This is a genomic window from Conexibacter sp. SYSU D00693, assembly GCF_017084525.1.
Lineage (GTDB): Bacteria > Actinomycetota > Thermoleophilia > Solirubrobacterales > Solirubrobacteraceae > Baekduia.
The window spans coordinates 777,742-802,060 of record NZ_CP070950.1 but is presented as its reverse complement, the minus strand read 5'-3'; the positions used below and the strand labels follow the sequence as shown (position 1 = coordinate 802,060).

Here is a 24,319-nt window from a genome sequence, read left to right as displayed (position 1 = left end):
CGACCCTCCCTGCCCTGGGGCTCGCCCTTCCGACCTGGGCGCGGCACCCGCTGTCTTGATGATCGGCAGCAGGCCGCCGCGACTGAAGCCCCCTTCTCAAGACGGTCACACCGCCGTCACGGCCCGACTGCGGTGTGGTCTTCGCCGTCCACCAGCTCGATCCCTGCGAAGGCGCCCTTGCCGGTGCCGCGCTGGAAGAGCGAGACGGCGATGAGCCAGACGCGGACGATGCGCTGCGGGGGCTCGCCGATCGCGTTGGCGTAGTCACGGCGCACGGGACGCTCCTCGTCGAGCCACTCGCCGAGGCGATCGGTCCCGGAGCGCACGACGACGTGCGTCTCGCGGTCGTGCCACGTCGGGATCGGGCAGCGGTAGGCGTGCTCGACGGGCAGCGAGGAGCTCCAGTGCCAGGTGAGGTCCTGGCCGTCGTCGAACTCGAGGGCGATCGAGAGGTAGTCGTGGGTGGCGAGCGTGTCCTCGGGCAACTGCGACGGCAGCTCGTCGATGCGCCAGCGCCAGCGCAGGAGGGTCGTGTCGGTGAGCGGGACATCGACGTCGTGCTGGACGATCGCGACGTCGGCGTGGGTGTGGCAGCCGATCGCGTCGGGGCCGTCGTGCGGCGCGGGGGTGAAGACCTCGCTGTCACCGAGGATCCAGGTGTGGCGCCAGCTCGGGGGCGGCGGCACGAGGGCGGCGGGGCGCTGGGCCTCGGCGGCCAGGAGGTCGGTCGTGTCGGCGGCGGCGAGGTCCTGGACGGCGGCGACGACGTCCGTGCCGGCGACCCAGCGCACGACGACGACGTGCAGCGCGCCCTTGGCCCTGCGGTAGACGGCGGGGTCGGTGGCCAGGCCGCCGTCCTTCGTCGACCACTCGCCGGGGAAGTAGGAGGCGAGCTCGAGGGGGCCGCCGGTGGCGGCCGTGAAGGTGTGCGTCGCGCGGGTGCCGCGGAAGACCGGCGCCCGGGCGCCGACGCGGAACCAGAGCTGGAAGTGCGGGCCGACCCAGATGTCGAGCGCCTGGGAGAGGAACGTCCGGCCGGTCGCGAAGGTCGAGACCTGGTCGCCGGCGTCGAGGGCGATGCCGGTGGCGGTCCACGGCGGCCGGTGGGCGGGGAGCTCGACGAGGCGGGCGTCGCGGACGCGATCGTCGGTCGCGAGGAGCTCGCGGAGGCGCTCCAGGGCCGCGAGGTCGGGCTCCGGGGCGGCCGTGGCAGCCGCCCGCCGGCGGGCGCGGCCGGCCGCGAAGGCGCGGGCGGCGACCCGCAGCTCGTAGAGCTTGCCGCGACGGCGCAGGACGGGGCCGGCCATGGCGGCGAGCCTACGCGCCGTCGCCCGGGCTGCGTCAGGGATCCGCCTAGGCGGCGGCGAGCGCGTCGAGGCGCGCGGCGAGGGCCGCGCGGGCGCGGGTGAACGCCACGTCGTCGCGGTGCAGCTGGAAGTGGAGGTTGGCCGCGGAGCCGAGGGCGTCGAGCTCGAAGGCCAGCAGGCCGGCGTCGACGTCGTCGCGCAGCTCGCCCGTGTCCTGCGCGCCACGCACCGTGCGCTCGAGGACGTCGAGCCAGCGCCCGTGGTCGGCGGCGACGGCGTCGCGCACCGGGCCGGCGGGGCGGCTGTCGTACTCGACGCGCACGGCGGTGAAGAAGCAGCCGCCCTGGAAGGTGCCGTCGCGCATGTAGTCCAGCCAGCCGTCGAAGAGGCCCTCCAGGCGCTGACGGCCGCGGGGCCGCGCGAGGCCCGGCTTGATGACCTGGTCGACGAAGCGGTCCGTCGCGGCCTGCGTGGTGGCGAGCTGGAGCTCCTCCTTCGAGCCGAAGTGGGCGAAGAGCCCGCTCTTGCTCATGCCGAGCTCGGCGGCCAGCCGGCCGATGGTGAGGCCCTCGAGCCCCTCGACCGACGCGACCTGGGCGGCGGTGTCGAGCACCTGCTCGCGGGTGCGGCGACCGCGCAGGACGCGCCCGTCGGTGTGCGGGTCGGCGGTGGGAGCCATGGTTGCACAGAAAGTAGCACGATCGTTCGTTGTCTGGTAAGAAGCACGATCGTTCGTCCTTCTTCTCTTCCGCGGAGGTTGCCGCCGTCATGAGCCAGCAAGCTGCAGCAGGTCTCGCCCCGCCCTCACTCGCGGCGCCGCGGGCGTCCGTGGGTGCGCGGTCGTTCGCCGTGGCCTCCGGCGCGGCGTTCCTCGCGTTCCTCGACGCGACGGTGGCCAACCTCGCCGTGGCCGACCTGCGCGGCGACTTCGCCGGCGCGTCGGTGGGCGACGCGACGTGGGTCGTGACGATCTACGCGATCGCGTTCGCGGCGCTGCTCGCCCCGGCGGGGCGGATCGCCGACGTGCTCGGCCGTCGCACGCTGCTCGTCGCGGGCGTGGGCGGCTTCACGGTCTTCTCGCTCGCGTGCGCCGCCGCACCGTCGCTCGGCGTGCTGCTCGCCGCCCGCGGGCTGCAGGGCGCGGCGGCGGCGCTGATGATCCCGGCGTCGCTGGCGGTCGTCCTGCACGACACGCCGCCGGAGCGGCGGACCGCGGCGATCGGCGCCTGGAGCGCGGCGGGCGCCCTGGCGGCCGCGGCCGGCCCGGCGCTCGGCGGCGTCCTCGTCGACGGCTTCGGCTGGCGCGCGGTCTTCGCGATCACCGTGCCGGTGGGCCTCGCGGTGCTCGCGGCCGCGCTGCGGATGCGCGGTGGGGAGGGGCAGGGCGGCCGGCTGGCCGACGTCCTGGGCAGCGCGGTGCTCGGGGCGGGCGTGGGCCTGGCGGCGCTGGGGATCACGCAGGCGTCGGGGTGGGGCTGGGGCGACGGGCGGACGCTGGCCTGCCTGGCCGGCGCCGCCCTCGCGGTGGCGTGGTCGCTGCGGCGCTCCCTCGGCCATCCCGCCCCGGCCATCGAGACGTCGCTGTGGCGCTCGCGCAGCTTCGCCGTGGCGAACCTGGCGTCGCTGCTCTACGGCGCGGCGCTGTTCTCGTCGCTGCTCGTCGGCGTCCTCGTGCTCGTGCAGGTGTGGGGCTACTCGGAGCTCGAGGCCGGCCTGGCGGTGACGCCGGGGGCGGTGGCGGCGGCGATCGTCGCGCTGCGCGCCGCGCCGCTCGTCGTGCGCTTCGGTCCGCGGCGGGTCGTCGCGGGCGGAGCGGCGGTCCTGGGCACCGCGTTCGCCGTGACCGTCCTCACGCTGCCCGAGGACCCGGCGTACCTGGCGTTCTGGCTGCCCGTCGGGCTGGTGATGGGCGTCGGGATGGGGGCCCTGACGACCGGGATCTCCTCGGCCGCGGCGCTCGCCGTGGAGCCGGCGCGGTTCGCGGCCGGCGTGGGACTGACGCAGACCGGCCGGCAGGTCGGCGGCGCGCTCGGCGTGGCCGGGATGGCGACGCTGCTCGAGACCGGGGAGGGGCTCGGCGCCTACACCGACGTGTACGTCATGTGCGCGCTGCTGGCGCTGGCGGCGGGGCTCGCCGGCCTCGGTCTGGCCGGCGCGCCGAAGGCGGCGCGGTCGTGAGCCGCGGGTGGGCGGCGGAGGCCGCGGACCCGCGGGTCCTCGACGACCGGACGGTCGCCGAGCTGCTGCGCGGGGCGCCGTGGCGGCGGGTCGTGGCGGTGGGTGACAGCGTCGCCGCGGGCACGCGCGAGCCGGTCGACGGCTTCCGCGACGTGTCGTGGATCGACCGGGTCGTCGACGGGCTGCGGGTGGTCCGCGGCGGTGACGTGTCGTACGTGGGCCTCGGCGTGGTGGGGGCCACCGCGCGGGAGGTCCGGGCGGGACAGCTCGCCCAGGCGCTCGCCTGGGCGCCGGACCTCGCGGTCGTCGTCGCGGGTGCCAACGACCTCTTCCGCGGGCAGTTCGACGCGGGGGCGGTCGAGCGCGAGGTCGACGTCGTCGTGCGCGCCCTGCGGCGCGCCGGTGCCGAGGTGGTGACCACCGACCTCGTCGACATCAGCCGGGCGCCCTTCGTCCCGGCCGAGCGCAAGGCGCGGTTCCATGCGGGGCTGCGGGCCGTGGACGACGTCGCTCGCCGGGTGTCGCGGCGCCACGGCGGGCTGCACGTCGACCTGCGCGACCACCCGATGGCCGCCGACCCGTCGATCTGGGCCGGCGACCGGATCCACCTCAACGCCCGCGGCCACGCGATCGTCGGCAGCGAGGCGATCCGCCGGCTCGGGGACCGGCTGCGCGTGCGGGCGGTCGCCGCGTGACTACGACGGGCGGGGGAGCCCCTGGACGGCCCACTTGTTGCCGTCGGGGTCGGCGAAGAACACGAAGCTGCCCCACGGGAACTCCTGGACGTCGCTGACCTCGACGCCCCGGCCCGCCAGCTCCTCGCGGGCCGCGTGCGCATCGGCGACGACGAGCTGCAGGCCCTCGACCGAGCCCGGCGTGGCCTCGGTTATGCCCTGGCCGATCGAGATCGAGCACGCCGAGCCGGGCGGCGTGAGCTGCACGAAGCGCAGGTCGTCGTTGACCTGGTGGTCGTGGTCGGCGTTGAAGCCGACCTGCTCCACGTAGAACGCCTTGGCGACGTCGACGTCGGACACAGGGACGGCCACCAGCTCGAGCTTGAAGTCCATGGCCGCGACCCTATGGGACGTCTAGGCCAGTTGCTGTCCGCTATCCGGCGAGCGTCTGCCACCCTCCGGGGCAGCCGGTGTCAGTCGCCCGCCGGGCGTAGGGTCCGGGGCGTGCCGCAGCCCAGGAACCCCGCCGAGGAGAAGGCCGCCGCGGACATCGCCGCCTACGGGTGGCACTGCGTCTTCGTCGGCAGCCCGCCCGACCAGCCGCCGTCGCATCCCGTCTTCGACGCGTCCTTCGGCGCCACGGTGGGCCTGCCGCAGACCTACGGCCACGCCGAGCTCGTCCTCGTCGGGCGCTTCGAGCACGCGCACCGCACGCTGGCCGGGCTCGTCGAGCGCATCGCCGGCGGCGAGACGCTGTCCGCGGGCCGGGAGGTCGACGGCGTCCGGCTCGGTGCGGTGTCGGCGATGCGCCGCCACGAGCTGCTGCAGCTCAGCGCCTGGGCCGCCGAGGGCGAGCCGTTCGACGCGCTGCAGGTCCTCGTGCCCGACGAGGCCGGCCGCTTCCCCGACCAGGACGGCTACGCCGGCCCGCCGCAGCCGCTGCTGAGCACCGTCGGGCGCTAGCCGCACCCGCAGACGCGGGCTGGCTCGGGCGCCGGGGACACGGCCGGCGACGGAGGATCGGCGCCATGGCCGATCGTCCCGAGTGGCTCGAGAACCCCGTGACCGGCGAGCTGGGCCGCGCGCTCGTGCATCCCGACGACGACCCGCAGGGCCGCCTCGTCGCCGAGCTGTGGCTCCAGCCGGGCGCCGCCGTGGTCGGCGAGCACGTGCACCCGTCGATCACCGAGACCTTCGAGGTCCGCCACGGCGAGGTCGGGTTCAGCCTGGACGGCGTCACGCAGGTCGCCGGCCCGGGCGACGCGCTGACCGTCGAGCCGGGGCGCCGCCACGACTGGTGGAACGCCGGCGACGGCGTCGCCCAGGTCATCGTCACCGTGACACCGGGCCTGCGGTTCATGGGGATGATCGAGACGCTGTTCGGCCTGGCGGCGCTCGGCCAGGTCAACGCCAAGGGCATGCCGGACCCGCTGTGGCTCGCGGCGATCGCGCACGAGTTCTCCGACGTCGTCGTGTTCACGCGGCCGCCGGCCGTCGTCCAGCGCGCGGTCTTCGGACCGCTCGCCGCGATCGCCCGCCGCACCGGGCGCGATCCGCTGGATCCGGCGCTCCACGGTGAGCAGTGCCCGGCCGTCGTGCTCGACCCGGTGCTGCCCGACCTCGGGGTGGCCGTCGCCTGACCCCTGGGCACCTCTCCGTTGGTGGTTGACGTAATCGGCCTTATCGAGCAGAGGAGGGTGGCCGTGGCTGCCGTGGCCAGCTGCGCGACCTTCGGCCCTGTCAGCGGGAAGCCGTGGCGCCCGCCCGCGTCCGCGCCGCCTGCCGGACCAGGTGGTCGCGCTCGGCGACGTCCGTCGCCAGCCGGGACGCCTCGGCGTACGCGGCGCTCGCCGCGGTGAGGTCGCCGGCGCGCTCGAGCAGGTGGCCGCGGACCGCGTGCCAGCGGTGGCGCTCGCCCAGGACGCCGCGCAGGCGCTCGGTCTCGCGCAGCGCCGCCGCGGTGCCGTGGACCTCGGCGACGGCGACGGCGCGCGCCAGGACGGCCGCAGGGTCGTCGCTGAGCGCGACGAGCTCGTCGTACCACTCGAGGACCTGCGGCCAGTCGGTCTCCTCGGCGCTCGCGGCGTCGTCGTGCAGCGCGGCGATCGCCGCCTCGACCTGGTAGCGGCCGCGGCGCTCGAGCGCCAGCGCCGACTGCAGGACGCGCACGCCCTCGGCGATCTCGCGCGTGACCCACAGGCTGCGGTCCTGGCGGTCGAGCGTGACGAGCCGGCCCTCGGCGTCGAAGCGCGCGCGGCGGCGCGCGTGGTTGAGGAGCATGAGCGCGAGCAGGCCGCGGGCCTCGGGCTCGTCGGTGGCCAGGGTGAGCTGGCGGGTGAGCCGGATGGCCTCGGCGGCGAGGTCGACGCGGCCGCCGTGGCCGGCGGTGTAGACCAGGTAGAGCACGCGCAGCACGACCGCGAGGTCGCCGGGCTCGTCGAGCCGGCGCCCGCGCAGCGTGCGCTTGGCGCGGCTGATGCGCTGGGCCATGGTGGCCTCAGGGACGAAGAACGCGTCGGCGATCTCGCGCGTCGTCAGGCCCCCGACCGCCCGCAGCGCCAGCGCGACCTGCGAGGCGGGCGTCAGCTCCGGGTGACAGCAGCAGACGAGCACGAACAGCGTGTCGTCGCCCGCCGCGACCGGCTCGCCGGGCGGCGGCTCGGCGGCGTGTGTCGTCTCCTCCCGCCGCCGGCGGGCGGCCTCGCTGCGCCGCGCGTCGACGAGCCGCCGCATCGCGACGGTGGTCAGCCATGCGCGCGGGTCCTCGGGCGGGTGCTCGGGCCAGACGCGCAGCGCCTCGAGCAGCGCGTCCTGCAGGGCGTCCTCGGCGGCGTCGAAGTCCTCGCCGCGCCGGACGAGCCCGGCGAGGACCCGCGGGACGAGGGCGCGCAGGGCGCCCTCGTCCAGCTGCGCGGTCGGCTGGTCGAGCACGGCGGTCGACGGCGTCAGCCGTGCAGGCCGGACATGACCTCCCGGACGTCGAGCCACTCGTACATCGGCTCGCCGCCCGGCCCCGGCTCCGACGAGACGTAGGCCGCGATCTCGAGCGCCCGGTCGCGCGACTCGACGTCGACCATGAACCAGCCGGCGATGAGGTCGCTCGTCTCCGGCATCGGCCCGTCGGTCGTGACCGGCGCGGCGTCCGGGCCGCCCCAGCGCACGAAGACGCGCTCCGGCGTCAGCGCCTCGGCGCCGACGTACTCGCCGCGCTCCTGCAACATCTCCCGGACCTGGCGCTGGAACGCGATGTGCGCCTCGACGTCCTCGGGCGCCCACTGGTCCATCGGCGGGTAGGGCTTGTAGGGCTCCGGGCCGCCGCGGTAGCGCTTGAGGATCAGGTACTTGGGCATCGTGGCCTCCTGGTGTCGCGGGCCGCGCCGTTCGCGGCCTCTCGCGTGGTGAGCGGAGCCGGCCGGCCGTCCTCGACATCCTCGCCGAAGAACGTCTCCGTGGGGCACGGCGACCCGGTGGCTAGCGTGGGTCCCATGTCCTCGCCGATCCCGCTCTCGATCCTCGACCTCGCGCTGATCGGCGAGGGCGAGTCGACGGCGGACGCGCTGCACGCGAGCGTCGCGCTGGCCCGCAAGGCCGAGGAGCTCGGCTACGAGCGCGTCTGGTACGCCGAGCACCACAACATGAAGACGATCGCCTCCTCGGCGACCGCCGTCCTCATCGCGCACGTCGCCGCCAACACCGAGCGCATCCGCCTCGGCTCGGGCGGCGTGATGCTCCCCAACCACGCGCCGCTGACGATCGCCGAGCAGTTCGGCACGCTCGCCGAGCTCCATCCCGGCCGCATCGACCTCGGGCTGGGCCGCGCCCCCGGCACCGACGGCAACACCCTGCGCGCGCTGCGCCGGGACCCGATGTCGGCCGAGTCCTTCCCCCAGGACGTCCTGGAGCTCCAGGGCTACCTGACCGGCGAGACGCAGATCCCCCATGTCCACGCGACGCCGGGCCACGGCACCAACGTGCCGCTGTACATCCTCGGCTCGTCGCTCTTCGGCGCCCAGCTCGCCGCGCAGCTCGGGCTCCCGTACGCGTTCGCCTCGCACTTCGCGCCCGCCGCGCTCCAGGACGCCGTGCGCGTCTACCGCGAGCGCTTCCAGCCCTCCGCGCAGCTCGACGAGCCCTACGTGATCGCCGGTGTGAACGTCATCGCCGCCGACGACGCCGAGACCGCCCAGCGCCAGTTCGCCTGGCGGCGGCGCACGTTCGCCCGCGGGATCTTCAGCCGGCCCGGCCAGCGCCTCAGCGACGAGCAGGTCGACGCGCTGCTGCGCTCGCCGCAGGCCGGCCACGTCGACGAGATGCTCAAGCACACCGCCATCGGCGAGCCCGACGCGGTGCGCGCGTACCTCGAGGAGTTCCGCACCTACGCGGACGCCGACGAGCTCATCGTCGCCCACCAGGCCGACTCGGTCGCCGGGCGCCTGCGGTCGGTCGAGCTGCTGGCCGAGGCGATGACGCTGGCGCCGCGCTAGCGGCCGGTCGCCACGGCGCGCAGCGCCGCGAAGGCCTCGTCCACGACCTCGGGCAGCGGCCGAGGGTCCTCCTCGCCGACCCACCGCTCGAAGGCGACCTTGAAGACGCCGACCGCCGTCTCGGCGACGAGCGCCGCGGTCGCCTCGTCCACCCGGCGCTCGACCAGGCCCGCGGCGACCGCGCCGACGACGCCTGCGAGCTTCACCAGCTCGCGCTCCTGGAGCTCCGGGCTGGCCGCGATGACGGCCTGGCGCCGGCGGGCGTGGGCGTGGCCGCGCTGCTCCTCCACCACGGCGGCAGCGGCCTGCACGGCGGCGATCGCCGCCTCCAGCGCCGACGCCGACGCCGGCGCGGCGGCGAGCCCGTCGAGGAACGCCCGGTGGAACGCCAGCCCCGGCGCGAACAGCACCTCGCGCTTGTCGGCGAAGTGGCGGAAGAACGTGCGCTTGGTGAGGCCGGCGCGCGTGGCGATGTCCTCGACGGTCGTCTGCTCGAAGCCCCGCTCGGCGAAGAGCTCCAGGGCGGCCTCCCCCAGGCGACCGGCGGCGTCGGGCTTCCAGCGCGTCACGAGGAGGCACAGCCTAGTCATGGCACCGAGTGACATGGGTGCTGCTACGGTGATGTCATCAAGTGTCATCGACTCGCGGAAGGACCTCTCCCATGCACCTCCTCGTCACCGGCGCCAGCGGCTGGATCGGCTCGGCCGTCGTCCCCGAGCTCCTCGCCGCGGGGCACGCCGTCACCGGCCTCGCGCGCTCCGACGCCTCCGCCACCGCGCTCGAGGGGGCCGGCGCGGCAGTCGTCCGGGGCTCGCTCGACGACCTGGACGTCCTCGAGGCCACGGCGCGCGAGGCCGATGGCGTGGTCCACCTCGCCTTCAAGCACGAGCAGGCGTTCACGGGCGACTTCCCGGCGGCTGCCGCGGCCGACCGTGAGGCGATCGGCGCCTTCGGGCGCGCGCTGCGCGGCACCGGGCGCCCGCTGGTCATCGCCTCCGGGACGGCGACGCTGACGCCGGGCGCCGTGCGCACGGAGGAGGATCGCCCCGACGCCGGCGACGGCGCCGGTGAGCGCGTGCGCTCCGAGCAGGCCGTCCTCGCCCTCGCGGACGAGGGCGTGCGCTCGGTGTCGCTGCGCCTGCCCCCGACCGTCCACGGCGAGGGCGACAACGGGTTCATCGCGATGGTCGTCGGCGTGGCGCGCGACCGCGGCGTGTCCGCCTACGTGGGCGACGGCACCCAGCGCTGGCCCGCGGTCCACCGCCTCGACGTCGCCCAGCTCTTCCGCCTCGCCGTCGAGGACGCGCCGGCCGCGACGGTCCTGCACGGCGTCGGCGAGGAGGGCGTGGCGCTCGGCGACGTCGCCGCCGCGATCGGGCGCCAGCTCGACGTCCCCGCGCGCGGCCTGGCGCCGGACGACGCCGCCGCGCACTTCGGCCCGTTCCTGGGCGCGTTCCTCGCCCGTGACGTCCCGGCCTCGAGCGCGCGCACGCGTCAGCTGCTGGGCTGGACGCCGACGCACCCGACGCTGCTCGAGGACCTGGACGCCGGGCACTACACGCGGGGCTGAGGCGCAGCGCTCGCCGCCGGCGACCTGCTCCGGTCCTCGTCGGTCAGTCGCTCAGCGCCTGGACGAGCTGCTTCTTGGTCATCGACGACCGCCCGGAGACGTCGGCGTCGGCGGCCTTCTCGAGCAGCTCGTCCTTGGTGAGGGAGCCGAGGTCCTCCCCACCGTCCTCCTCGTCGTCGTCCGCGACGTCCTCCCCGCGCACCTGCGCGAGGGACTTCCTGAGCGCCGCCATGAGGTCGGCGACGGGCTCGGGCTGGTCCTCCTTCTCGGGGACCTTGACCTTCTTGCCCTTCTTCTTGTCGCGGATGACGGCCAGCAGGCGCTCGCGGTGGCGATCGGTGTACTCGGTGGGATCCCAGTCGGCCGAGAGGGACTCGATGAGCGCGACCGCCTGGTCGAGCTGGGCCTTGGAGGGCTTCCTGCCGCCGGTCGGGATCTCGTCGACGGGCCGGACCTCGTCGTGGAAGCGCATGGTCGTCAGCGACAGCAGGCCGTCGCGGACGCGCACGGCGACGAGGTACTCCTTCGTGCGCATCACGAACCGCCCGAGCGCCGCGCGGTCGGTGCTCTCCATGACGCGGATGAGCAGCTCGTACGCACGCTTGGCCCCCTCCCCCTCGCCGGACGGCAGGAGGAAGTACGGGTGGTCGTAGAGGACCGGGTCGACCTCGTCGAGGTCGACGAACGCCTCGATGTCGATCGTGCGGGTCTTGCGCGGGTCGGCGGTCTCGAGCTCCGCGTCGGTCAGGACGACCTGCGTGCCGTCGTCGAGCTCGAAGCCGCGGCCGAGCTCGTCGTAGGAGATCTCGACGTCCTCCTTCGCGCAGAAGCGCCGGGTGTCGATCGGCGCGCCGTCCTTCTCGTGCAGCTGGCGGAAGTGCACGTCGAGGTCGCGCACCGCGCTGAAGAGCTGCACCGGGACGTTGACCAGGCCGAAGCTCAGCGAGCCGGTCCACAGCGCGCGGGCCATCAGCGGCTCCCCGCCTTCGCCTTGCGCCCGCGGCCCTTGCCCTTCGCGCCGCCGCTGCCCTTGCCGACGCTGGCCTGCAGCGCCGCCATGAGGTCGCCCGAGTCGTCCTCGGGCTCCTCGTCCTCGTCGAGGCTCACCGCCTCGCCCCGCGCCTTGCGCGCGATGAGCGCGAGCACCGCCTTGCGATGCTCGTCCTCGTAGTCGCTGGGGTCGAACGACGTGTGCAGCGTCTCGACGAGCTGGCCCGCCATGTCGACCTCCTTCTTGCCGGGGCCGCGCCCGGGCCCCTCGTGGTCGAGGTCGTCGGCGTCGACGAGCTCGTCGGCGAAGCGCAGCGTGTGCAGCGCGATGACGTCGTCGCGCGGGACGAGCACCGCGACCCGCTCGCGGTCGTGGAACGTGAAGCGCCCGACCGCCGCGCGGCCCGTCCTGACCAGCGCGTCGTGCAGCAGGCGGTAGGCGTCCTCGCCGTCCTTGCCGGCGCCCAGCACGTAGGGCTTCTCGAAGAAGACCGGGTCGATGTCGGTGGCGCAGACGAAGTGCTCGACGTCGAGGACGTGCGCCCGCGAGCCCGCCGCGGCCTTGAGCTCCTCCTTGTCGACCACGACGTACTCGCCGTCCTTGACCTCGTAGCCCTTGACGACCTCGTCGTAGTCGACCTCCTCGTCCTCCTTGGAGCAGAAGCGCCGGTGCTCCACCTTCGAGCCGTCGGCGAGGTGCACCTCGTGGAAGTGCACCGTCTTGTCCTCGACGGCGCTGAACAGCTTGACCGGCACGTTGACGAGGCCGAAGGAGACCGTCCCGTTCCACAGCGATCGCGGCACGCCCGTGGGCCTACCCAGTGGCGGGGTCCGACCGGTCGCTCCCTAGCCGACCGTCGATCGCAGCCCCGCCCCGTCGGCCCCGACCTCGTACGAGACCGGGCGGCCGGCGACCATCCCCATGAGCCGCCAGCGCAGCGGGCCGCCGAGGGCGTCGGCGCGGAGGGTGACGACGCTGGCGGTGAACGCGCCGCCCTCGCGCTGCTCGATGCCGGCGATGGCGCGCATGGGGACCTCGGCGCGCAGGGCGCGGATCGGGAAGGTCGTGCGGGCGACCGAGGGCGAGGGCCAGCGGTTGCGGGTCGCGGTGCCCGGGAGGGCGGTCGTGGCGACGAGCTGGGTGGTGCCGCCGTCGGCGTCGCGGGCGGTGACGTCGGCGCGGCCGGTGCGCAGCGTCACCTCGAGGAGCTGGGCGTCGTCGCCGAGGCGGTCGCGGAAGGCCGCGAAGCTCTCGCGCAGCTCGTCGGCGTGGTGCAGGCGGAGCTTGGGCGGGTCGGTGACGCGCGAGAGGGCCTTGCTCGGACCGCCGGCGATCGCGACGTAGGCGATGCCCATGACGACGAGGAAGGCGGCGGCCTTCGCGAGGGCGGTGGCGAACTCGTTGACGGTCTCGCGGTGGAGCATGGGCAGCATCCTGCGCGAGGCCGACCGGCGCGTCCGGCGAGCCAGCCAGCGAGCGCGCCTCGCGCCTGCCGCACCCGGATCCGGCACCCTGAGCCCGTACGGTCCGCCCATGCTGCGCGTCGACGCCGAGCAGGCGCTGGCCTTCCGCGCGGCGCGCACCGGCCTGGCCGAGCGCGTCGACGACCTCGCCGCCGCGGCGGCCTGCCCCATGTCGGACTTCGCCCGCGACGGCGCCCTCCTGGCCCTCGCCGCGCGCGCGAAGGACGTCACGCGCGAGCGCTACCTCGAGGCCGTCGACGCCGGCGAGCTCGTCCTCGCCCACGTCGTGCGCGGGGCCATCCACGCGCTGCGCCCCGTGGACCACCCGCGCTTCGGCCGTGCCGTGCTCGCCAGCGACGACGCGGAGCTCGGCGCCCAGCTCGGCCAGCAGGTCCAGCGCCTGGTCGCCGAGCACGGCCTGCGGGCGACGGACGCGCTCGCGGAGGTCACGAGCGCGACGGCGGACGCGCTGCGCCGCGCCGGCGCCCTCACCAAGGACGAGCTCCACGCCGCGCTGCGCTCCCGCGTGCGCGAGGAGCTCATGCCGTGGTGTCGCTCGTGCGCGAGCCACCACGTCGCCCCCATGCTCTGGCGCTGGGCGACCGTGGCCGCCGGCGCGCGGCTCGACCGCGACCGGCGCTACGTCCTGCGCGCGGCGCCCCCGCCCGCACCACCCGCCGCCGACGCCCTGCGCGGCTTCCTGCGCGCGTACGGCCCCGCCAGGCCCGCCGACGCCGCCGCCTGGACGGGCATGGCCCGCCCGCAGGCCAAGCGCGTGTGGGCCGGCGTGCAGGACCAGCTCGCGGAGGTGGAGCTCGTCGGCGCGCGCGCCTGGGCGCTGCGCGAGGACCTCGAGGACCTCGCCTCCCCGCCACCGATCGGCGGGTGTCGGCTCCTGCCGCCGGGCGACCCGCACCTCCAGGCGCCCAACCGCCCGCTCCTCGCCCCCGACGACGCGCTGCGCAAGCGCCTCTTCCGGCCCGTCGCCAGCCCCGGCGCCGTGCTCCACGACGGGCGGCTGGCCGGCACGTGGAGGGCGAGGGCGAAGGGTCGCACCAGGACCGAGGTCACCGTCGAGGCGCTCACGCCCGTGCCCCGCGCCGAGCTCGAGGCCGAAGCCCTGCGGATCGCCGAGCTGCGCGGCGCGCCCGATCTCGTCCTCGTCGTCGCCTGACGCGCCCCTGGACGTCCTAGAGCGATCGCTCTAGAGTGCGGCCATGAGCGCGATCGGGGTCCCGGCGAGCAGCACGACCACGGCGCCGCGAGCGCCCGCGTTGCGCACCGTGCTGGCGCTCTTCGCCGTCGCGTTCGCGGTGTCGGTCGTCCACTACGTCGACAACTACGCCAACTACGCCGACTTCCCGCAGGACGGGCCGATCCCGGATCCCAGCCGCGGGGTCGTCGGCGCCGCGTGGTTCCTGTTCACGGCCGCGGGGCTGTCGGGCCTCGCCCTCCTGCGCCGCGGCGACCTCAAGCGCGCCGCCATCGCCCTCGCGGTGTACTCGGGCAGCGGCCTCGTCGGCTTCGGCCACTACACCGTCTCGGGCGCCTTCGACATGCCCTGGTGGCGCCAGGCGCACATCGTCGCCGACATCGCGCTCGGCATCACCATGCTCGTGGTCGCGGTGCGGCTCGCCCGCGCCGCCAACGCCGCGGGCCGCTAGCCCGACGGCGCCACCGACGCCCACACCCGCGCCGGCGGCCCGAGCATGGCGGCGTCCGTCGCGACCCAGGTTCGGGGCGCAGATCCAGCCCGCCGGTCGACCGCGTGTCCAACGACCGCGACGGGACTTCCTCCCGCGGGCGGAGGTCGCGGCTCCTCCGGAGGCGGAGGATCCCGAGGTCGGTGTTCCCCCAGACGAAGTTCCACCCTCCGCCGCCCCGCGACGAGCACGTCGAGCGCTCCGGCCTGCTGGCCGCGCTCGCCGACGGCGGCCCGCGGCTGGTGGTGGTCAGCGCTCCCGGGGGCTTCGGCAAGAGCACGCTCCTCGCCCAGTGGGCGGCGCGCAGCCGGCGGGTGGCGTGGGTGTCGCTCGACGCCGAGGACGCCGGCCGGCGGTTGTGGCTCGCCGTCCTGACCGCGCTCAAGCCCGTGGTCGGGCCGCTCCTGGACCCCGTCGTCGACGCCGCCGAAGCGCCCGCGACCGACCAGCGGACGGTCCTCGTCACGCTGCTCGACGTCCTCGCGCAGGCACCGCCGACCGCCCTGGTGCTCGACGACGCGCACGTGGTCCTCGACGACCCCGGCGTGCAGCAGACGCTCGACTGGCTGCTCGGGCGGCTGCCGCCCGGTCACCGGCTCGTGGTCGCGACCCGCCGGGACCTCACCCTGCCGGCGGTCACGCGGCTGCGCAGCCAGGGTGACGTCCTGGACGTCCGCGCCGACGACCTGCGCTTCGACGCCGACGACGCCCAGCGGTTCCTCGCCGAGCGCCTCGGCCTCGGGCTCGACGCCGCCCAGGCCGCCGGCCTCGCCCAGAGCGCGGCGGGATGGCCCGCGGCGCTCTACCTCGCCGCCCTGCGCCTGCGCGCCGGCGACGACCTCGACGAGGTGGCCGGACGCCTCGCGGCCGGCGACGAGGCGCTGGTGGGCGACCTGGCCGAGGAGGTCCTGCGCTCCTGCGGCCGGCACGAGCGGCGCCTCGTCCTCGAGACCAGCGTCCTCGAGCGCTTCACGGCCGACCTGTGCGTCCGGCTCCTGGGCGACGAGGAGGCGACACGCGCCGCGTTCGCCTCGCTCACCCGCTCGTCGCTGCTCGTCACACCGCTGGACCGCACGCGGACCTGGTTCTCCTGCCACCAGCTCCTGCGCGACGCGCTGCGCGCCCGGCTGGTCGCCGACCAGCCCGACCGCGCGCGCGAGCTGCACCTGGCGGCCGGCGCCTGGCTGGAGAGCGAGGGCGGCGAGGCCGAGCTGCAGGAGGCGATGGGCCACTACCTCGCCGCGCGCGAGTGGGACCTGGCCGCCGAGCTGCTGGCCTGCCACAGCATCGGCTTCGTGCAGTCCGGCGCCCTGGGAGGCCGGGCGCGAGGCTGGCTCTCGGCGTTCCCGCCCGAGGTCGCGCAGGGCGATGCGCGCGTGTGCTTCGTCAGCGCGCTGCTCGCCGCGCTCTCCGGCGACCGCGCCCTGCGCGACCGGTGGCTGGCCCTGGGCCGGTCGGCCGGCTGGGACGGGCCGATGCCCGACGGCACCGCGTCCTTCGCGCTCGCCACCAGGTGCCTCGAGGCGCTGGTGTGCTTCGACGACCTGACGGCCGCGGTGGGCGCCGCCCGCCGGGCGCTGACGGAGCTGCCCCCCGCCGCCCCGGTGCGCGCGGCGGTCGAGGCGCTGACGGCGTGGCACCTGCACCTGCTGGGCCGCCCCGAGGAGGCCGCCGCCCTCGCCCGCGACGCGCTGGCCGCCCAGGTGCACCTCCCCTCCCCCGGGCTCCCGCTCGTCGCCTACCTGCCGCGGGCCGTCCTGGCGCTGAGCGCCCTGGAGCGCGACGACGTCGTCGAGGCCGAGGCGCAGGTCGCGGCGGCCCAGGCGGCCCGCGACGGCGGGCCCCTGCGCGGGTCGCCCCACGCGCTGCCGGTCGCCTGTGCCACCTCGCGCCTGCTGACGGCGCTCGGCCGGCCCGCCGAGGCCGCCGCCCGGGCGCGCAGCGGGCTGCGCCTGGCGCGCGGATGGCGCGACTCGTCGCTCATGGTGCCGACGCTGCTCGTCGAGCTCACGCGCGCGTGCGCGGCGGCCGGCGACGCCGACGGGGCGCGGGAGGCCGCCGCCGATGCCCGCGCCGTGCTGGCCGGTGCCCGCGACCCCGGGGCGCTCGTCCTGGCGCTGGAGGACGCCGCGGGGGCGGGGCGCCCGCGGCGGCCCGCCAGCGCCGACGACCTCTCCGGCCGCGAGGTGGAGGTGCTGCGGGCGCTGGCCGCCACCGGCAGCCTGCGCGAGGTCGCCGAGCGCCTGTTCATCTCGCGCAACACGATCAAGACCCACACGCGGGCGCTCTACGCCAAGCTCGGCGTCGGCTCGCGCGAGGGCGCGATCCGCCGGGCCCGGGAGCTCGGCCTGCTCGACGACGACCTGGCGCTCGCGGGCGCCCCGGACCCGGCAGAAGGGCGCCGATGAGCCTCGCCGACTGCACGGTGCTCGTGGTCGAGGACCACGAGTTCCAGCGCCGCACGATGCTGCAGATCCTCGCGAACCTCGGCGCGGGCGCCCTGCAGGAGGCGGCCGACGGCGAGGGCGCCCTGGAGCTCCTGGGCGGTGGCGCCCCGGCCGACGTGGTCGTCTGCGACCTCGACATGCCCGGCATGGACGGCGTCGAGTTCCTGCGCCACCTGGCCGAGCGGGCGATCCCCGCGTCGGTCGTCATCGTCAGCGCGCTCGACGACGCGGTCGTCCGCGCGGCCGAGACGACCGCGCGGGCCTACGGCGTCGAGGTGCTCGGCGTCGTGCGCAAGCCCCTCACGGCCCGCCGGCTGCTCGAGGTCGTGGGACTGCACCAGCCGGTCCGGCCGGCGCGGACCGCGGCGTCCGCGCCGCCCTCGGCGTGGCAGGAGGCGCTGGCCGCCGGTGCGGTGACCGCGCTGGCCGCGCCGCGCGTCGACCTGCGCTCGGGGCGCATCGCCGGCGTGCGGGTCGGCGCGGTGCGCGAGGCCGACGGGGAGCGCCACGCCGCCGAGCGCGATGCCGTGGCTCCCGAGCCCGCCGCCGCGGTGGCCGACCTGCTGCTCGCCGCCGCCTGCCGGGCGCTGCTGGACCCCCGCGTCGGGCCCGGCCTCGACGCGACGGTCGTCCTGCCGCCCGCGGCCCTCGCCGACCTCGGGCTGGCCGACCGGCTCGCCGCCCGCGCCGCCGCGCACGGCGTCGCGCCGCAGCGCGTGACCATCGCGCTCCCCGGCCGGCCCGCACTCCCGGCGACGCCCGGCCAGCTCGACGTCCTCACCCGGCTGCGCCTGCGCGGGTTCGGGCTGGGGCTCGAGGAGCCTGCGACGCCGACCGCGGGCGAGGACCTGCCCCTCACGGAGGTCGGGCTCGCCTGCGACTCGGGCGACGAGGCCCTCGAGGCCGGCATCGCCGCGTTCCAGGCCCGTGGGGTCCGGGTGGTCGCGCTGGGCTGCGGGACCGCCGCCCGCACGGACGCCGTGGCGCAGCTGGGCTGCGACCGCGCGCAGGGTCTCGCCGTCGGTCCCGTCAGCGTCGTGGAGGAGGCGCTGCCGTGGGCCGAGGTCGCCACGTGAGGCGGGCCCCGTCGATCCGCGGCCTGCTCGCGGGACTGCTGGCGATGGTCGTGGTGATGGCGCTCGCGCTGTCCGGCGTGACGGTCCTGCAGATGCGCGTCGCGACCGACCGCACGGCGGCCGAGCGCCAGCGGGTCACGTCGTTCCGCCTGGCCGACCAGATGCGCCAGAGCTCCAACGACCTCACGCGGATGGTGCGCCTCTACGTCACGACGGGCGAGGAGCGCTACCGGCGCTTCTACGACGAGATCCTCGAGATCCGCTCGGGCACGGCCCCGCGCCCGCAGCACTACGACAGCTCGTTCTGGGACCGCGTGCTCGCCGACGGCGAGGCGGGCGTGCGTCGCGGCGCCCCGGCGTCGCTCACCGAGCTCATGCGCCGCGCGCACTTCGCGCCCGAGGAGTTCTCCGCCCTGGCAGCGTCGCTGCGCGCCTCCAACGAGCTGGCCGAGCTCGAGGTGCGGGTCATGGACGAGCTGGCCCGTCGCGACCCGCCCCGCGGCTCGCCGCTGCGCACCCGCGCCTACGAGCGGATGGTCGACGACCACTACCACGCGGAGAAGGGCCGGATCATGGCCGCGATCGACCGCTTCACCGAGCTGGTCGATGCGCGGACGGCGCGGCGCGCCGAGCAGCTGCAGGCCCGCACCGACCGGCTGCTCGTGGCCCAGACCGCGGTCCTCGTCGTGCTGCTGGCGGTCCTCATCGCGACGCTCGCCGTCGTCGGGCGCGCCGTCGTGCGGCCGCTGTCGCGCCTGGCCGACGTCACCCGGCGCATCACCCACGGCGACTGGTCGGGCCGGGCACGGCCCGAGGGCGTGCGCGAGCTCGCCCAGCTCGCCGGGGACTTCAACGAGATGGCCGACACGGTCGAGCGCGACCTCGCCCGGCGCCGGCGCGCCGAGCGCGAGGCCCGCGAGGCCGAGCACCGGCTGCAGACGATCGCCGACCGCGTCCCGGGCGCCGTCTTCCAGTTCCACGTCGACCCCGTCGGGGCGTTCAGCGTGCGCTTCGCCAGCCGCCACGGCTCGATCCACCGCCTCGACGGCAACCAGGACGTCGACTTCCCCGGGATGTCGCGGGCGGTGCTGCCCGAGGACCGCGGGCCGTGGCTGGACTCGATGATCGCCGCGGCCCGGTCGGGTGGGTCCTGGCAGCGCGAGTACCGGATCCGCACCCCCGACGGGGACGTCGCGTGGATGGAGGGCCACGCGGTGGCCGTCCGCGGCGCCGACGGCTCCGCCGAGCTCTACGGCTACGTCGCCGACGTCACGGAGCGCAAGGCGCTCGAGACCGAGCTGCGCCGCGCTCGCGAGGAGGCCGAGTCCGCCGACCGCGCCAAGTCGGCGTTCCTGGCGATGATGAGCCACGAGCTGCGCACGCCGCTCGTGGCGGTCACCGGCACGCTGGAGATCCTCGCGCTCGACGACCTCGACCTGCGCCAGCGCGACCTCGTCGACACCGCGATGGGCTCGGCCCGGACGCTGCTGGCGGTGATCGGCGACGTCCTGGACTTCTCGAAGATCGAGGCGGGGGCCCTCGACCTCCTGCCCCGCGACGCCGACGTCGGCGCCCTGGTGCGCGACGTCGCGGCGCAGCACCGCCACGCCGCCGCCGCGCGCGGCCTGGCCATCGAGGCCGAGGTCGACGCCGGCCTGGCGCCCGCCCACGTCGTCGACGCCGCGCGCCTGCGCCAGGTCCTGGGCAACCTCGTCGGCAACGCGATCAAGTTCACCCGCGAGGGCGGCGTGACGGTCCGTGTCGTGGTGCGCGGCACCCACGACGGCCTCCAGGACCTGGTCTTCGAGGTGCAGGACTCGGGGATCGGCATCGCGCCCGCCGACCAGCAGCGGCTCTTCGTGCCGTTCGTGCAGGCCAGCACGCAGCACGCCCGCGCCAGCGACGGCACCGGGCTGGGCCTCGCGATCTGCCGGCAGCTCGTGGAGGCGATGGGCGGCAGCGTCGCCCTCTCCAGCACGCCGGGCGTCGGCACGACCGTGCGGGTGGCGCTGGCCCTGCCCGCCGGCGACGCGCGGGCCGCCCACGCCGGCGACACCCCGGGGGCCGGCGAGCCGGAGGGTCGCCGGGCGCTGCCCGCTCGCGAGGCGGCCCTGGACGAGGGCAGCCTGCTGCTGCTCGTCGAGGACCACCCCGTCAACCGCCGGGTCCTCGCCGGCCAGCTCGAGGCGATCGGCTTCCGCGTGGACGCCGCGGCCGACGCCGAGGAGGCCCTGGCCCGCTTCGGCGCCACGCGCTACGGCCTGGTCTTCACCGACATCCAGCTGCCCCACGTCGACGGCTACCAGCTCGCGCGCCTGCTGCGGGCCACCGAGCGCCAGGACGGGCGGCCGCGCACGCCGGTGCTGGCCCTGACGGCCAGCGCGCTGCAGGGCGAGCGCGAGCGCTGTCGCGAGGCCGGGATGGACGACGTCGTCACCAAGCCGGCGACCGTGACGGCGCTGGCCGCGACGCTGCGGCGCTGGCTGCCTCACGTCCCGTGGTCCGAGCCCGGCCCCGTCCCGGTGGCGCCCCCCGTCGCCCCGGACCTCGACGCCAGCGCCCTGCACGAGCTGACCGCGGGGGACGAGGACCTCGCCGGCCGGGTGCTGGCCGACTACGCCGAGGCCGTGCGGCAGGACCTGGCCGAGCTCCGGGCGGCGCTCGTCGTCCCCGATCCGGAGGCCGTGCGCCGCAGCGCCCACCGCGTCGCCGGCGCGTCGCGCACCGTCGGTGCCTGGGCGGTCGCCGACGCGGCGGCGGCGCTCGAGCGGGCCGTCGACGACGACGCCGAGCCCGACCGGCTCGCGGCGCTCGCCGCGGAGCTCGAGGACCGCGTGGCGGGACGGCTGGCGGCGGGCCCGTCGTACTCGGTGTGACCCGCCGCCATCCGCTGCCCCACCCCTGGGGGCCTGCTCGCGCCTCTCCGCTAGATGGCGAGCAGGCGTTCGGCGTCGTGCGCGGAGAGCTCGGCCGTGGCGCCCCGCGCCACCACCGAGCCCGCCTCGAGCACGACGTAGCTGTCGGCCATCCGCAGCGCCATCTCGACGTACTGCTCGGCCAGGAGGATCCCGAGGCCCTCGCGCGCGTGCAGCGCGAGGATCGCCTCCTCGATCTCGGCGACGACCGACGGCTGGATGCCCTCCGTCGGCTCGTCGAGCATGAGGATGCGCGGCTTGGTCAGCAGCGCGCGGCCGATGGCCAGCTGCTGGCGCTGGCCGCCGGAGAGGAAGACGGCCGGGCGCTTGAGCAGCGGCTTGAGGGCCGGGAAGAGGTCGAGCACCTCGTCGACCTCGGACCGGCGGCCGTCCTTGCGCGACTCGAGGACCACCCGCAGGTTCTCGGCCACCGTCAGGTGCCCGAAGCCGGTGCGCTCCTGGGGGATGTAGCCCAGGCCCATCCGCACCCGCTCCCACGGCTGCGCCCTCGTCACGTCGCGCCCGTCGAGCTCCACGCGCCCGCCACGGGTGGGCAGCACGCCCATGATCGCGTTCATCAACGATGTCTTGCCGACGCCGTTGCGCCCGAGCACGCAGCAGCGCCCGCCCTCCTCGAGCTCGAGCGAGACGCCGAAGAGCGCCTGGGTGCGGCCGTGCGCGGCCTCGAGGCCCTCGACGACGAGCTTCACGCCACCACCTCCTCCTTGGAGCGGCCGTCGCGACCGCGCCCGATGTAGACCTCCTGCACGACGGGGTCGGCCTGCACCTCGGCGACCGTGGCCCCGTGGCGCAGCACCTTGCCCTCGTGCAGCACCGTGACGCGGGTCGCGAAGCGGCGCAGGAACTCCATGTCGTGCTCGACGACGAGCACGGTGCAGCGCTCGGCGGTCCTGCGGATGAGCTCGCCCGTCCGGGTGCGCTCGTCCGGGCTCATGCCGGCCACCGGCTCGTCGAAGAGCAGCATGCGCGGCTCCTGCACGAGCAGCATCCCGATCTCCAGCCACTGCTTCTGACCGTGCGACAGGGTGCCGGCGGGGCGATCGGCGACGTCCTCGAGCCCGGTCGCGGCCAGCGCGTCGCGGACCGCCTCCGACGTCCCGCGCCGCCGGCGCAGCAGCCGCAGCATCGACATGCGGAAGCTCGCGGCGAGGTCGAGGTTGTCCAGCACGCTGAGCGTCTCGAAGACGGTGGCGGTCTGGAAGGTGCGGCCGATCCCGAGCTTCACCACCTCGTGCTCGCGCTTGCCCACGAGCTCCTCGCCCGCGAAGCGCGCCGAGCCGGCCGTGGGCTTCGTGAGGCCGGTGATGACGTCGACGAGGGTCGTCTTGCCCGCGCCGTTGGGGCCGATGAGGAAGTGGACCTCGCCCTCCTGGGCGTCGAGGTGCACGTCCTCCAGCGCCTTGAAGCCGTCGAAGTCCACGGTGAGGCCGCGGACCTCGAGCAGCGGGGCGTCGCTCACGCTCGCTCCTCCTTCAGGGTGGGCTCGCCGACCGCGAGCGCCGGGACGGGTCCGCGTCGCGGCAGGCGTGCGGCGAGGGCCGTGCGGGCCTGGCCGACGAGCCCGGCGATGCCGTTCGGGGCGACCATGACCACGAGGACGAACAGCGCTCCGAGCGCGTAGGTCCACTGGGAGGGGAAGCGCTCGCTGAGCTCGGTCTTGCCGAGGTTGACCAGGAGCGCGCCGGCGATCGCACCCGCCAGCGACATGCGCCCCCCGACGGCGGCCCAGAGGACCATCTCGATCGACGGGACGATGCCCAGCAGCGCCGGCGAGATGATCCCGACGACCGGCACGAACAGCGCGCCGGCGATCCCCGCCATGGCGGCCGAGGTGCAGAAGGCCAGGACCTTGACCCGCGTCGGGCTGTAGCCGAGGAACCGCGCGCGGTCCTCGCTGTCGCGGACCGCGACGAGCAGCCGGCCGTAGCGGCTGGCCAGCAGCTGGCGGGCCAGGAGGTACAGCGCCCCGAGCACGATCGCCACGAGGAGGTACAGCGTGCGCTGGTCGGCCGGGTCGGCGAGCGTCAGCCCGAAGAACGTCTGGATGTTCGTCAGGCCGTTCGTGCCGCCCGTCGAGGCCTGCTGGCCGACCAGCAGGATCACGAACGCGGCGGCGAGCGCCTGGGTGAGGATGGCGAAGTACGGCCCGCGCACCCGGCTGCGGAAGACCAGCAGCCCCAGCAGCCCGGCGACCACCACCGGCACGACGACCACCGCCAGGACGGCGAACCACGCGTGCTTGAACGGCTCCCAGATGAGCGGGAGCTCCTCCACCCCGCTCCAGGTCATGAAGTCCGGCAGGCCGCCGGTCGCCCCCGCCTCGTCGAGCTTGAGGTACATGGCCATCGCGTAGCCCCCGAGGCCGAAGAACAGCCCCTGCCCGAGCACGAGCATCCCACCGTTGCCCCAGGCCACCGCGATGCCCAGGGCGATCATGGCGAAGCACAGGTACTTCGCCAGCAGGCCGAGGCGGAAGTCCGACAGCAGCGCCGGCGCGACGACGAGCAGCAGCAGCGCGCAGACGGCGAAGCCCAGCAGCCAGGAGCGCTCGCCGCCGGGGGCGAAGCGCTTCGCGAGGGCGCTCATGCCAGCCCCCGGCTCTGCTGGGCGACGATGCCCTGCGGGCGCCACTGCAGGAACGCGACGATGCAGACGAACGCGATGACCTTGGCGAGGCTCGCCTCGGTCCCCCACTCCGCGATCGCGTTGATGGTGCCCAGCGCGAAGGCGGCGATGACCGCCCCGCGCAGCTGGCCCAGGCCGCCGACGACGACCACCAGGAACGCGTCGATGATGTAGTTCGTGCCGAGCGTGGGGCCGACGGAGCCCAGCAGCGTGATCGCGACGCCGGCCAGGCCGGCCAGGCCCGAGCCGAGGAAGAACGTGCGGCGGTCCACGCCGGTGGTCCCGATGCCGCTGGCCGCCGCGAGCTGGCGGTTCTGCATGACCGCCCGCATCCGCCGGCCCTGCTTCATCCGCCCCACGACGACCCACGCCCCGACCGCGGCCGCGAGCGCCAGGCCGATGATGAACAGGCGCGTCCAGGGCATCGTGATGCCGAGGACCTCGATCGACCCGCCCAGCCAGCTCGGCGAGCGGACGTCGACGTTGGGCGCGCCGAAGATGTCCCGCGCGAGCTGCTGGAGCATCAGCGCGACGCCCCAGGTGACCAACAGCGTGTCGAGCGGCCGGCCGTAGAGGTGGCGGATGAGGACCACCTCGAGCAGGAGCCCCATGAGGCCGGCGACGCAGAAGGCGACCGGCAGCGACAGCAGGAAGGCCATCGTGATGGCGCTGTCGCCCAGCGCGTTCTGGAGCACGTAGGTCGTGTAGGCCCCGGCCATGATGAACTCGCCGTGGGCCATGTTGATGACGCCCATCTGGCCGAACGTGAAGGTCAGGCCCAGGGCGATCAGGAGCAGGATCGAGCCGATGCTCGTCCCCGTGAAGAGCTGCTGGAGGAGCTGGTCCATGGTCGCTCGCGGTCCTC

The 24,319-nt window shown here is 75.6% G+C and carries 24 protein-coding genes; 11 read left to right on the top strand and 13 right to left on the bottom strand.

Going from position 1 to position 24,319, the window contains the following annotated elements:
• Positions 1 to 116: 116 nt before the first annotated feature.
• The gene (locus tag JUB12_RS04120; protein WP_205698346.1) at positions 117 to 1,307 is read right to left on the bottom strand and encodes a DUF3047 domain-containing protein; all 1,191 of its coding nucleotides are present in this window, start codon (positions 1,305 to 1,307) and stop codon (positions 117 to 119) included.
• Between the two features lie 46 nt (positions 1,308 to 1,353).
• Complete coding sequence (locus JUB12_RS04115; RefSeq protein ID WP_205698345.1) at positions 1,354 to 1,986, bottom strand: TetR/AcrR family transcriptional regulator; 633 nt, start codon at positions 1,984 to 1,986, stop codon at positions 1,354 to 1,356.
• Positions 1,987 to 2,075: 89 nt separating this feature from the next.
• Between JUB12_RS04115 and JUB12_RS04110 the strand changes: the two genes are divergently transcribed.
• Together JUB12_RS04110 and JUB12_RS04105 are read left to right on the top strand one after the other, a co-directional pair.
• Positions 2,076 to 3,485, top strand: coding sequence for an MFS transporter (locus JUB12_RS04110; RefSeq protein WP_205698344.1), 1,410 nt, complete (start codon positions 2,076 to 2,078; stop codon positions 3,483 to 3,485).
• On the top strand, positions 3,482 to 4,180 hold the full coding sequence (locus JUB12_RS04105; RefSeq protein WP_205698343.1) for an SGNH/GDSL hydrolase family protein: 699 nt from the start codon (positions 3,482 to 3,484) through the stop codon (positions 4,178 to 4,180). The genes JUB12_RS04110 and JUB12_RS04105 overlap by 4 nt, the downstream gene beginning before the upstream one ends.
• On the opposite strand, the gene JUB12_RS04100 is transcribed toward JUB12_RS04105, so the two are convergent.
• Positions 4,181 to 4,552 carry a glyoxalase superfamily protein gene (locus JUB12_RS04100; protein WP_205698342.1) on the bottom strand — a complete coding sequence of 124 codons (372 nt, stop codon included), beginning with the start codon at positions 4,550 to 4,552 and terminating at the stop codon, positions 4,181 to 4,183.
• Positions 4,553 to 4,663: 111 nt separating this feature from the next.
• Between JUB12_RS04100 and JUB12_RS04095 the strand changes: the two genes are divergently transcribed.
• A complete protein-coding gene (locus JUB12_RS04095; protein ID WP_205698341.1) occupies positions 4,664 to 5,122 on the top strand; it encodes a DUF4262 domain-containing protein in 459 nt (152 codons plus the stop codon).
• Positions 5,123 to 5,187: 65 nt separating this feature from the next.
• Positions 5,188 to 5,799 carry a cupin domain-containing protein gene (locus JUB12_RS04090; protein ID WP_205698340.1) on the top strand — a complete coding sequence of 204 codons (612 nt, stop codon included), beginning with the start codon at positions 5,188 to 5,190 and terminating at the stop codon, positions 5,797 to 5,799.
• A 100-nt stretch (positions 5,800 to 5,899) separates the two neighbouring features.
• On the opposite strand, the gene JUB12_RS04085 is transcribed toward JUB12_RS04090, so the two are convergent.
• Both JUB12_RS04085 and JUB12_RS04080 read right to left on the bottom strand, forming a co-directional pair.
• Entirely contained in the window at positions 5,900 to 7,090 is a 1,191-nt protein-coding gene (locus JUB12_RS04085; protein ID WP_205698339.1) for an RNA polymerase sigma factor, read from the bottom strand.
• A 14-nt stretch (positions 7,091 to 7,104) separates the two neighbouring features.
• Entirely contained in the window at positions 7,105 to 7,509 is a 405-nt protein-coding gene (locus JUB12_RS04080) for a YciI family protein (protein WP_205698338.1), read from the bottom strand.
• A 135-nt stretch (positions 7,510 to 7,644) separates the two neighbouring features.
• Between JUB12_RS04080 and JUB12_RS04075 the strand changes: the two genes are divergently transcribed.
• The gene (locus JUB12_RS04075) at positions 7,645 to 8,643 is read left to right on the top strand and encodes an LLM class flavin-dependent oxidoreductase (protein ID WP_205698337.1); all 999 of its coding nucleotides are present in this window, start codon (positions 7,645 to 7,647) and stop codon (positions 8,641 to 8,643) included.
• Here the strand turns inward: JUB12_RS04075 and JUB12_RS04070 are convergent.
• A complete protein-coding gene (locus JUB12_RS04070) occupies positions 8,640 to 9,212 on the bottom strand; it encodes a TetR family transcriptional regulator (protein ID WP_205698336.1) in 573 nt (190 codons plus the stop codon). The two genes, JUB12_RS04075 and JUB12_RS04070, sit on opposite strands and share 4 nt — an antisense overlap.
• Before the next feature lie 92 nt (positions 9,213 to 9,304).
• On the opposite strand from JUB12_RS04070, the gene JUB12_RS04065 reads away from it, so the two are divergent.
• Positions 9,305 to 10,213 (top strand): SDR family oxidoreductase, encoded by a 909-nt coding sequence (locus JUB12_RS04065; protein WP_205698335.1) that lies wholly within the window; start codon positions 9,305 to 9,307, stop codon positions 10,211 to 10,213.
• A gap of 43 nt (positions 10,214 to 10,256) precedes the next feature.
• On the opposite strand, the gene JUB12_RS04060 is transcribed toward JUB12_RS04065, so the two are convergent.
• Genes JUB12_RS04060 through JUB12_RS04050 form a run of 3 tightly spaced genes read right to left on the bottom strand, consistent with a single transcriptional unit; the run spans position 10,257 to position 12,628 of the window.
• Positions 10,257 to 11,183 carry a Ku protein gene (locus tag JUB12_RS04060; protein WP_205698334.1) on the bottom strand — a complete coding sequence of 309 codons (927 nt, stop codon included), beginning with the start codon at positions 11,181 to 11,183 and terminating at the stop codon, positions 10,257 to 10,259.
• Positions 11,183 to 12,007 (bottom strand): Ku protein, encoded by an 825-nt coding sequence (locus tag JUB12_RS04055; protein WP_205698333.1) that lies wholly within the window; start codon positions 12,005 to 12,007, stop codon positions 11,183 to 11,185. The genes JUB12_RS04060 and JUB12_RS04055 overlap by 1 nt, the downstream gene beginning before the upstream one ends.
• 42 nt (positions 12,008 to 12,049) lie before the next feature.
• Positions 12,050 to 12,628: a hypothetical protein gene (locus tag JUB12_RS04050; protein ID WP_205698332.1), complete on the bottom strand. Its 579-nt coding sequence runs from the start codon at positions 12,626 to 12,628 to the stop codon at positions 12,050 to 12,052.
• 109 nt (positions 12,629 to 12,737) lie between these two features.
• Between JUB12_RS04050 and JUB12_RS04045 the strand changes: the two genes are divergently transcribed.
• From JUB12_RS04045 to JUB12_RS04025, 5 genes are all read left to right on the top strand, one after another.
• Entirely contained in the window at positions 12,738 to 13,841 is a 1,104-nt protein-coding gene (locus JUB12_RS04045; protein WP_205698331.1) for a DNA glycosylase AlkZ-like family protein, read from the top strand.
• Between the two features lie 43 nt (positions 13,842 to 13,884).
• The gene (locus JUB12_RS04040) at positions 13,885 to 14,331 is read left to right on the top strand and encodes a hypothetical protein (RefSeq protein ID WP_205698330.1); all 447 of its coding nucleotides are present in this window, start codon (positions 13,885 to 13,887) and stop codon (positions 14,329 to 14,331) included.
• A 182-nt stretch (positions 14,332 to 14,513) separates the two neighbouring features.
• Positions 14,514 to 16,778, top strand: coding sequence for a LuxR family transcriptional regulator (locus tag JUB12_RS04035; RefSeq protein WP_205698329.1), 2,265 nt, complete (start codon positions 14,514 to 14,516; stop codon positions 16,776 to 16,778).
• Positions 16,775 to 17,893 (top strand): response regulator, encoded by a 1,119-nt coding sequence (locus JUB12_RS04030; RefSeq protein ID WP_205698328.1) that lies wholly within the window; start codon positions 16,775 to 16,777, stop codon positions 17,891 to 17,893. Before JUB12_RS04035 ends, JUB12_RS04030 begins: the two co-directional genes overlap by 4 nt.
• A complete protein-coding gene (locus JUB12_RS04025; RefSeq protein ID WP_205698327.1) occupies positions 17,890 to 20,769 on the top strand; it encodes an ATP-binding protein in 2,880 nt (959 codons plus the stop codon). Before JUB12_RS04030 ends, JUB12_RS04025 begins: the two co-directional genes overlap by 4 nt.
• A 50-nt stretch (positions 20,770 to 20,819) precedes the next feature.
• Here JUB12_RS04025 and JUB12_RS04020 read toward each other — a convergent pair whose 3' ends face one another.
• Genes JUB12_RS04020 through urtB form a run of 4 tightly spaced genes read right to left on the bottom strand, consistent with a single transcriptional unit; the run spans position 20,820 to position 24,302 of the window.
• On the bottom strand, positions 20,820 to 21,518 hold the full coding sequence (locus tag JUB12_RS04020) for an ATP-binding cassette domain-containing protein (protein ID WP_205698326.1): 699 nt from the start codon (positions 21,516 to 21,518) through the stop codon (positions 20,820 to 20,822).
• Positions 21,515 to 22,288 carry an urea ABC transporter ATP-binding protein UrtD gene (urtD, locus tag JUB12_RS04015; protein ID WP_205698325.1) on the bottom strand — a complete coding sequence of 258 codons (774 nt, stop codon included), beginning with the start codon at positions 22,286 to 22,288 and terminating at the stop codon, positions 21,515 to 21,517. The genes JUB12_RS04020 and urtD overlap by 4 nt, the downstream gene beginning before the upstream one ends.
• Positions 22,285 to 23,415, bottom strand: coding sequence for an urea ABC transporter permease subunit UrtC (gene urtC / locus JUB12_RS04010; RefSeq protein ID WP_205698324.1), 1,131 nt, complete (start codon positions 23,413 to 23,415; stop codon positions 22,285 to 22,287). The genes urtD and urtC overlap by 4 nt, the downstream gene beginning before the upstream one ends.
• Positions 23,412 to 24,302: an urea ABC transporter permease subunit UrtB gene (urtB, locus tag JUB12_RS04005; RefSeq protein ID WP_205698323.1), complete on the bottom strand. Its 891-nt coding sequence runs from the start codon at positions 24,300 to 24,302 to the stop codon at positions 23,412 to 23,414. Before urtB ends, urtC begins: the two co-directional genes overlap by 4 nt.
• Positions 24,303 to 24,319 lie beyond the last annotated feature (17 nt).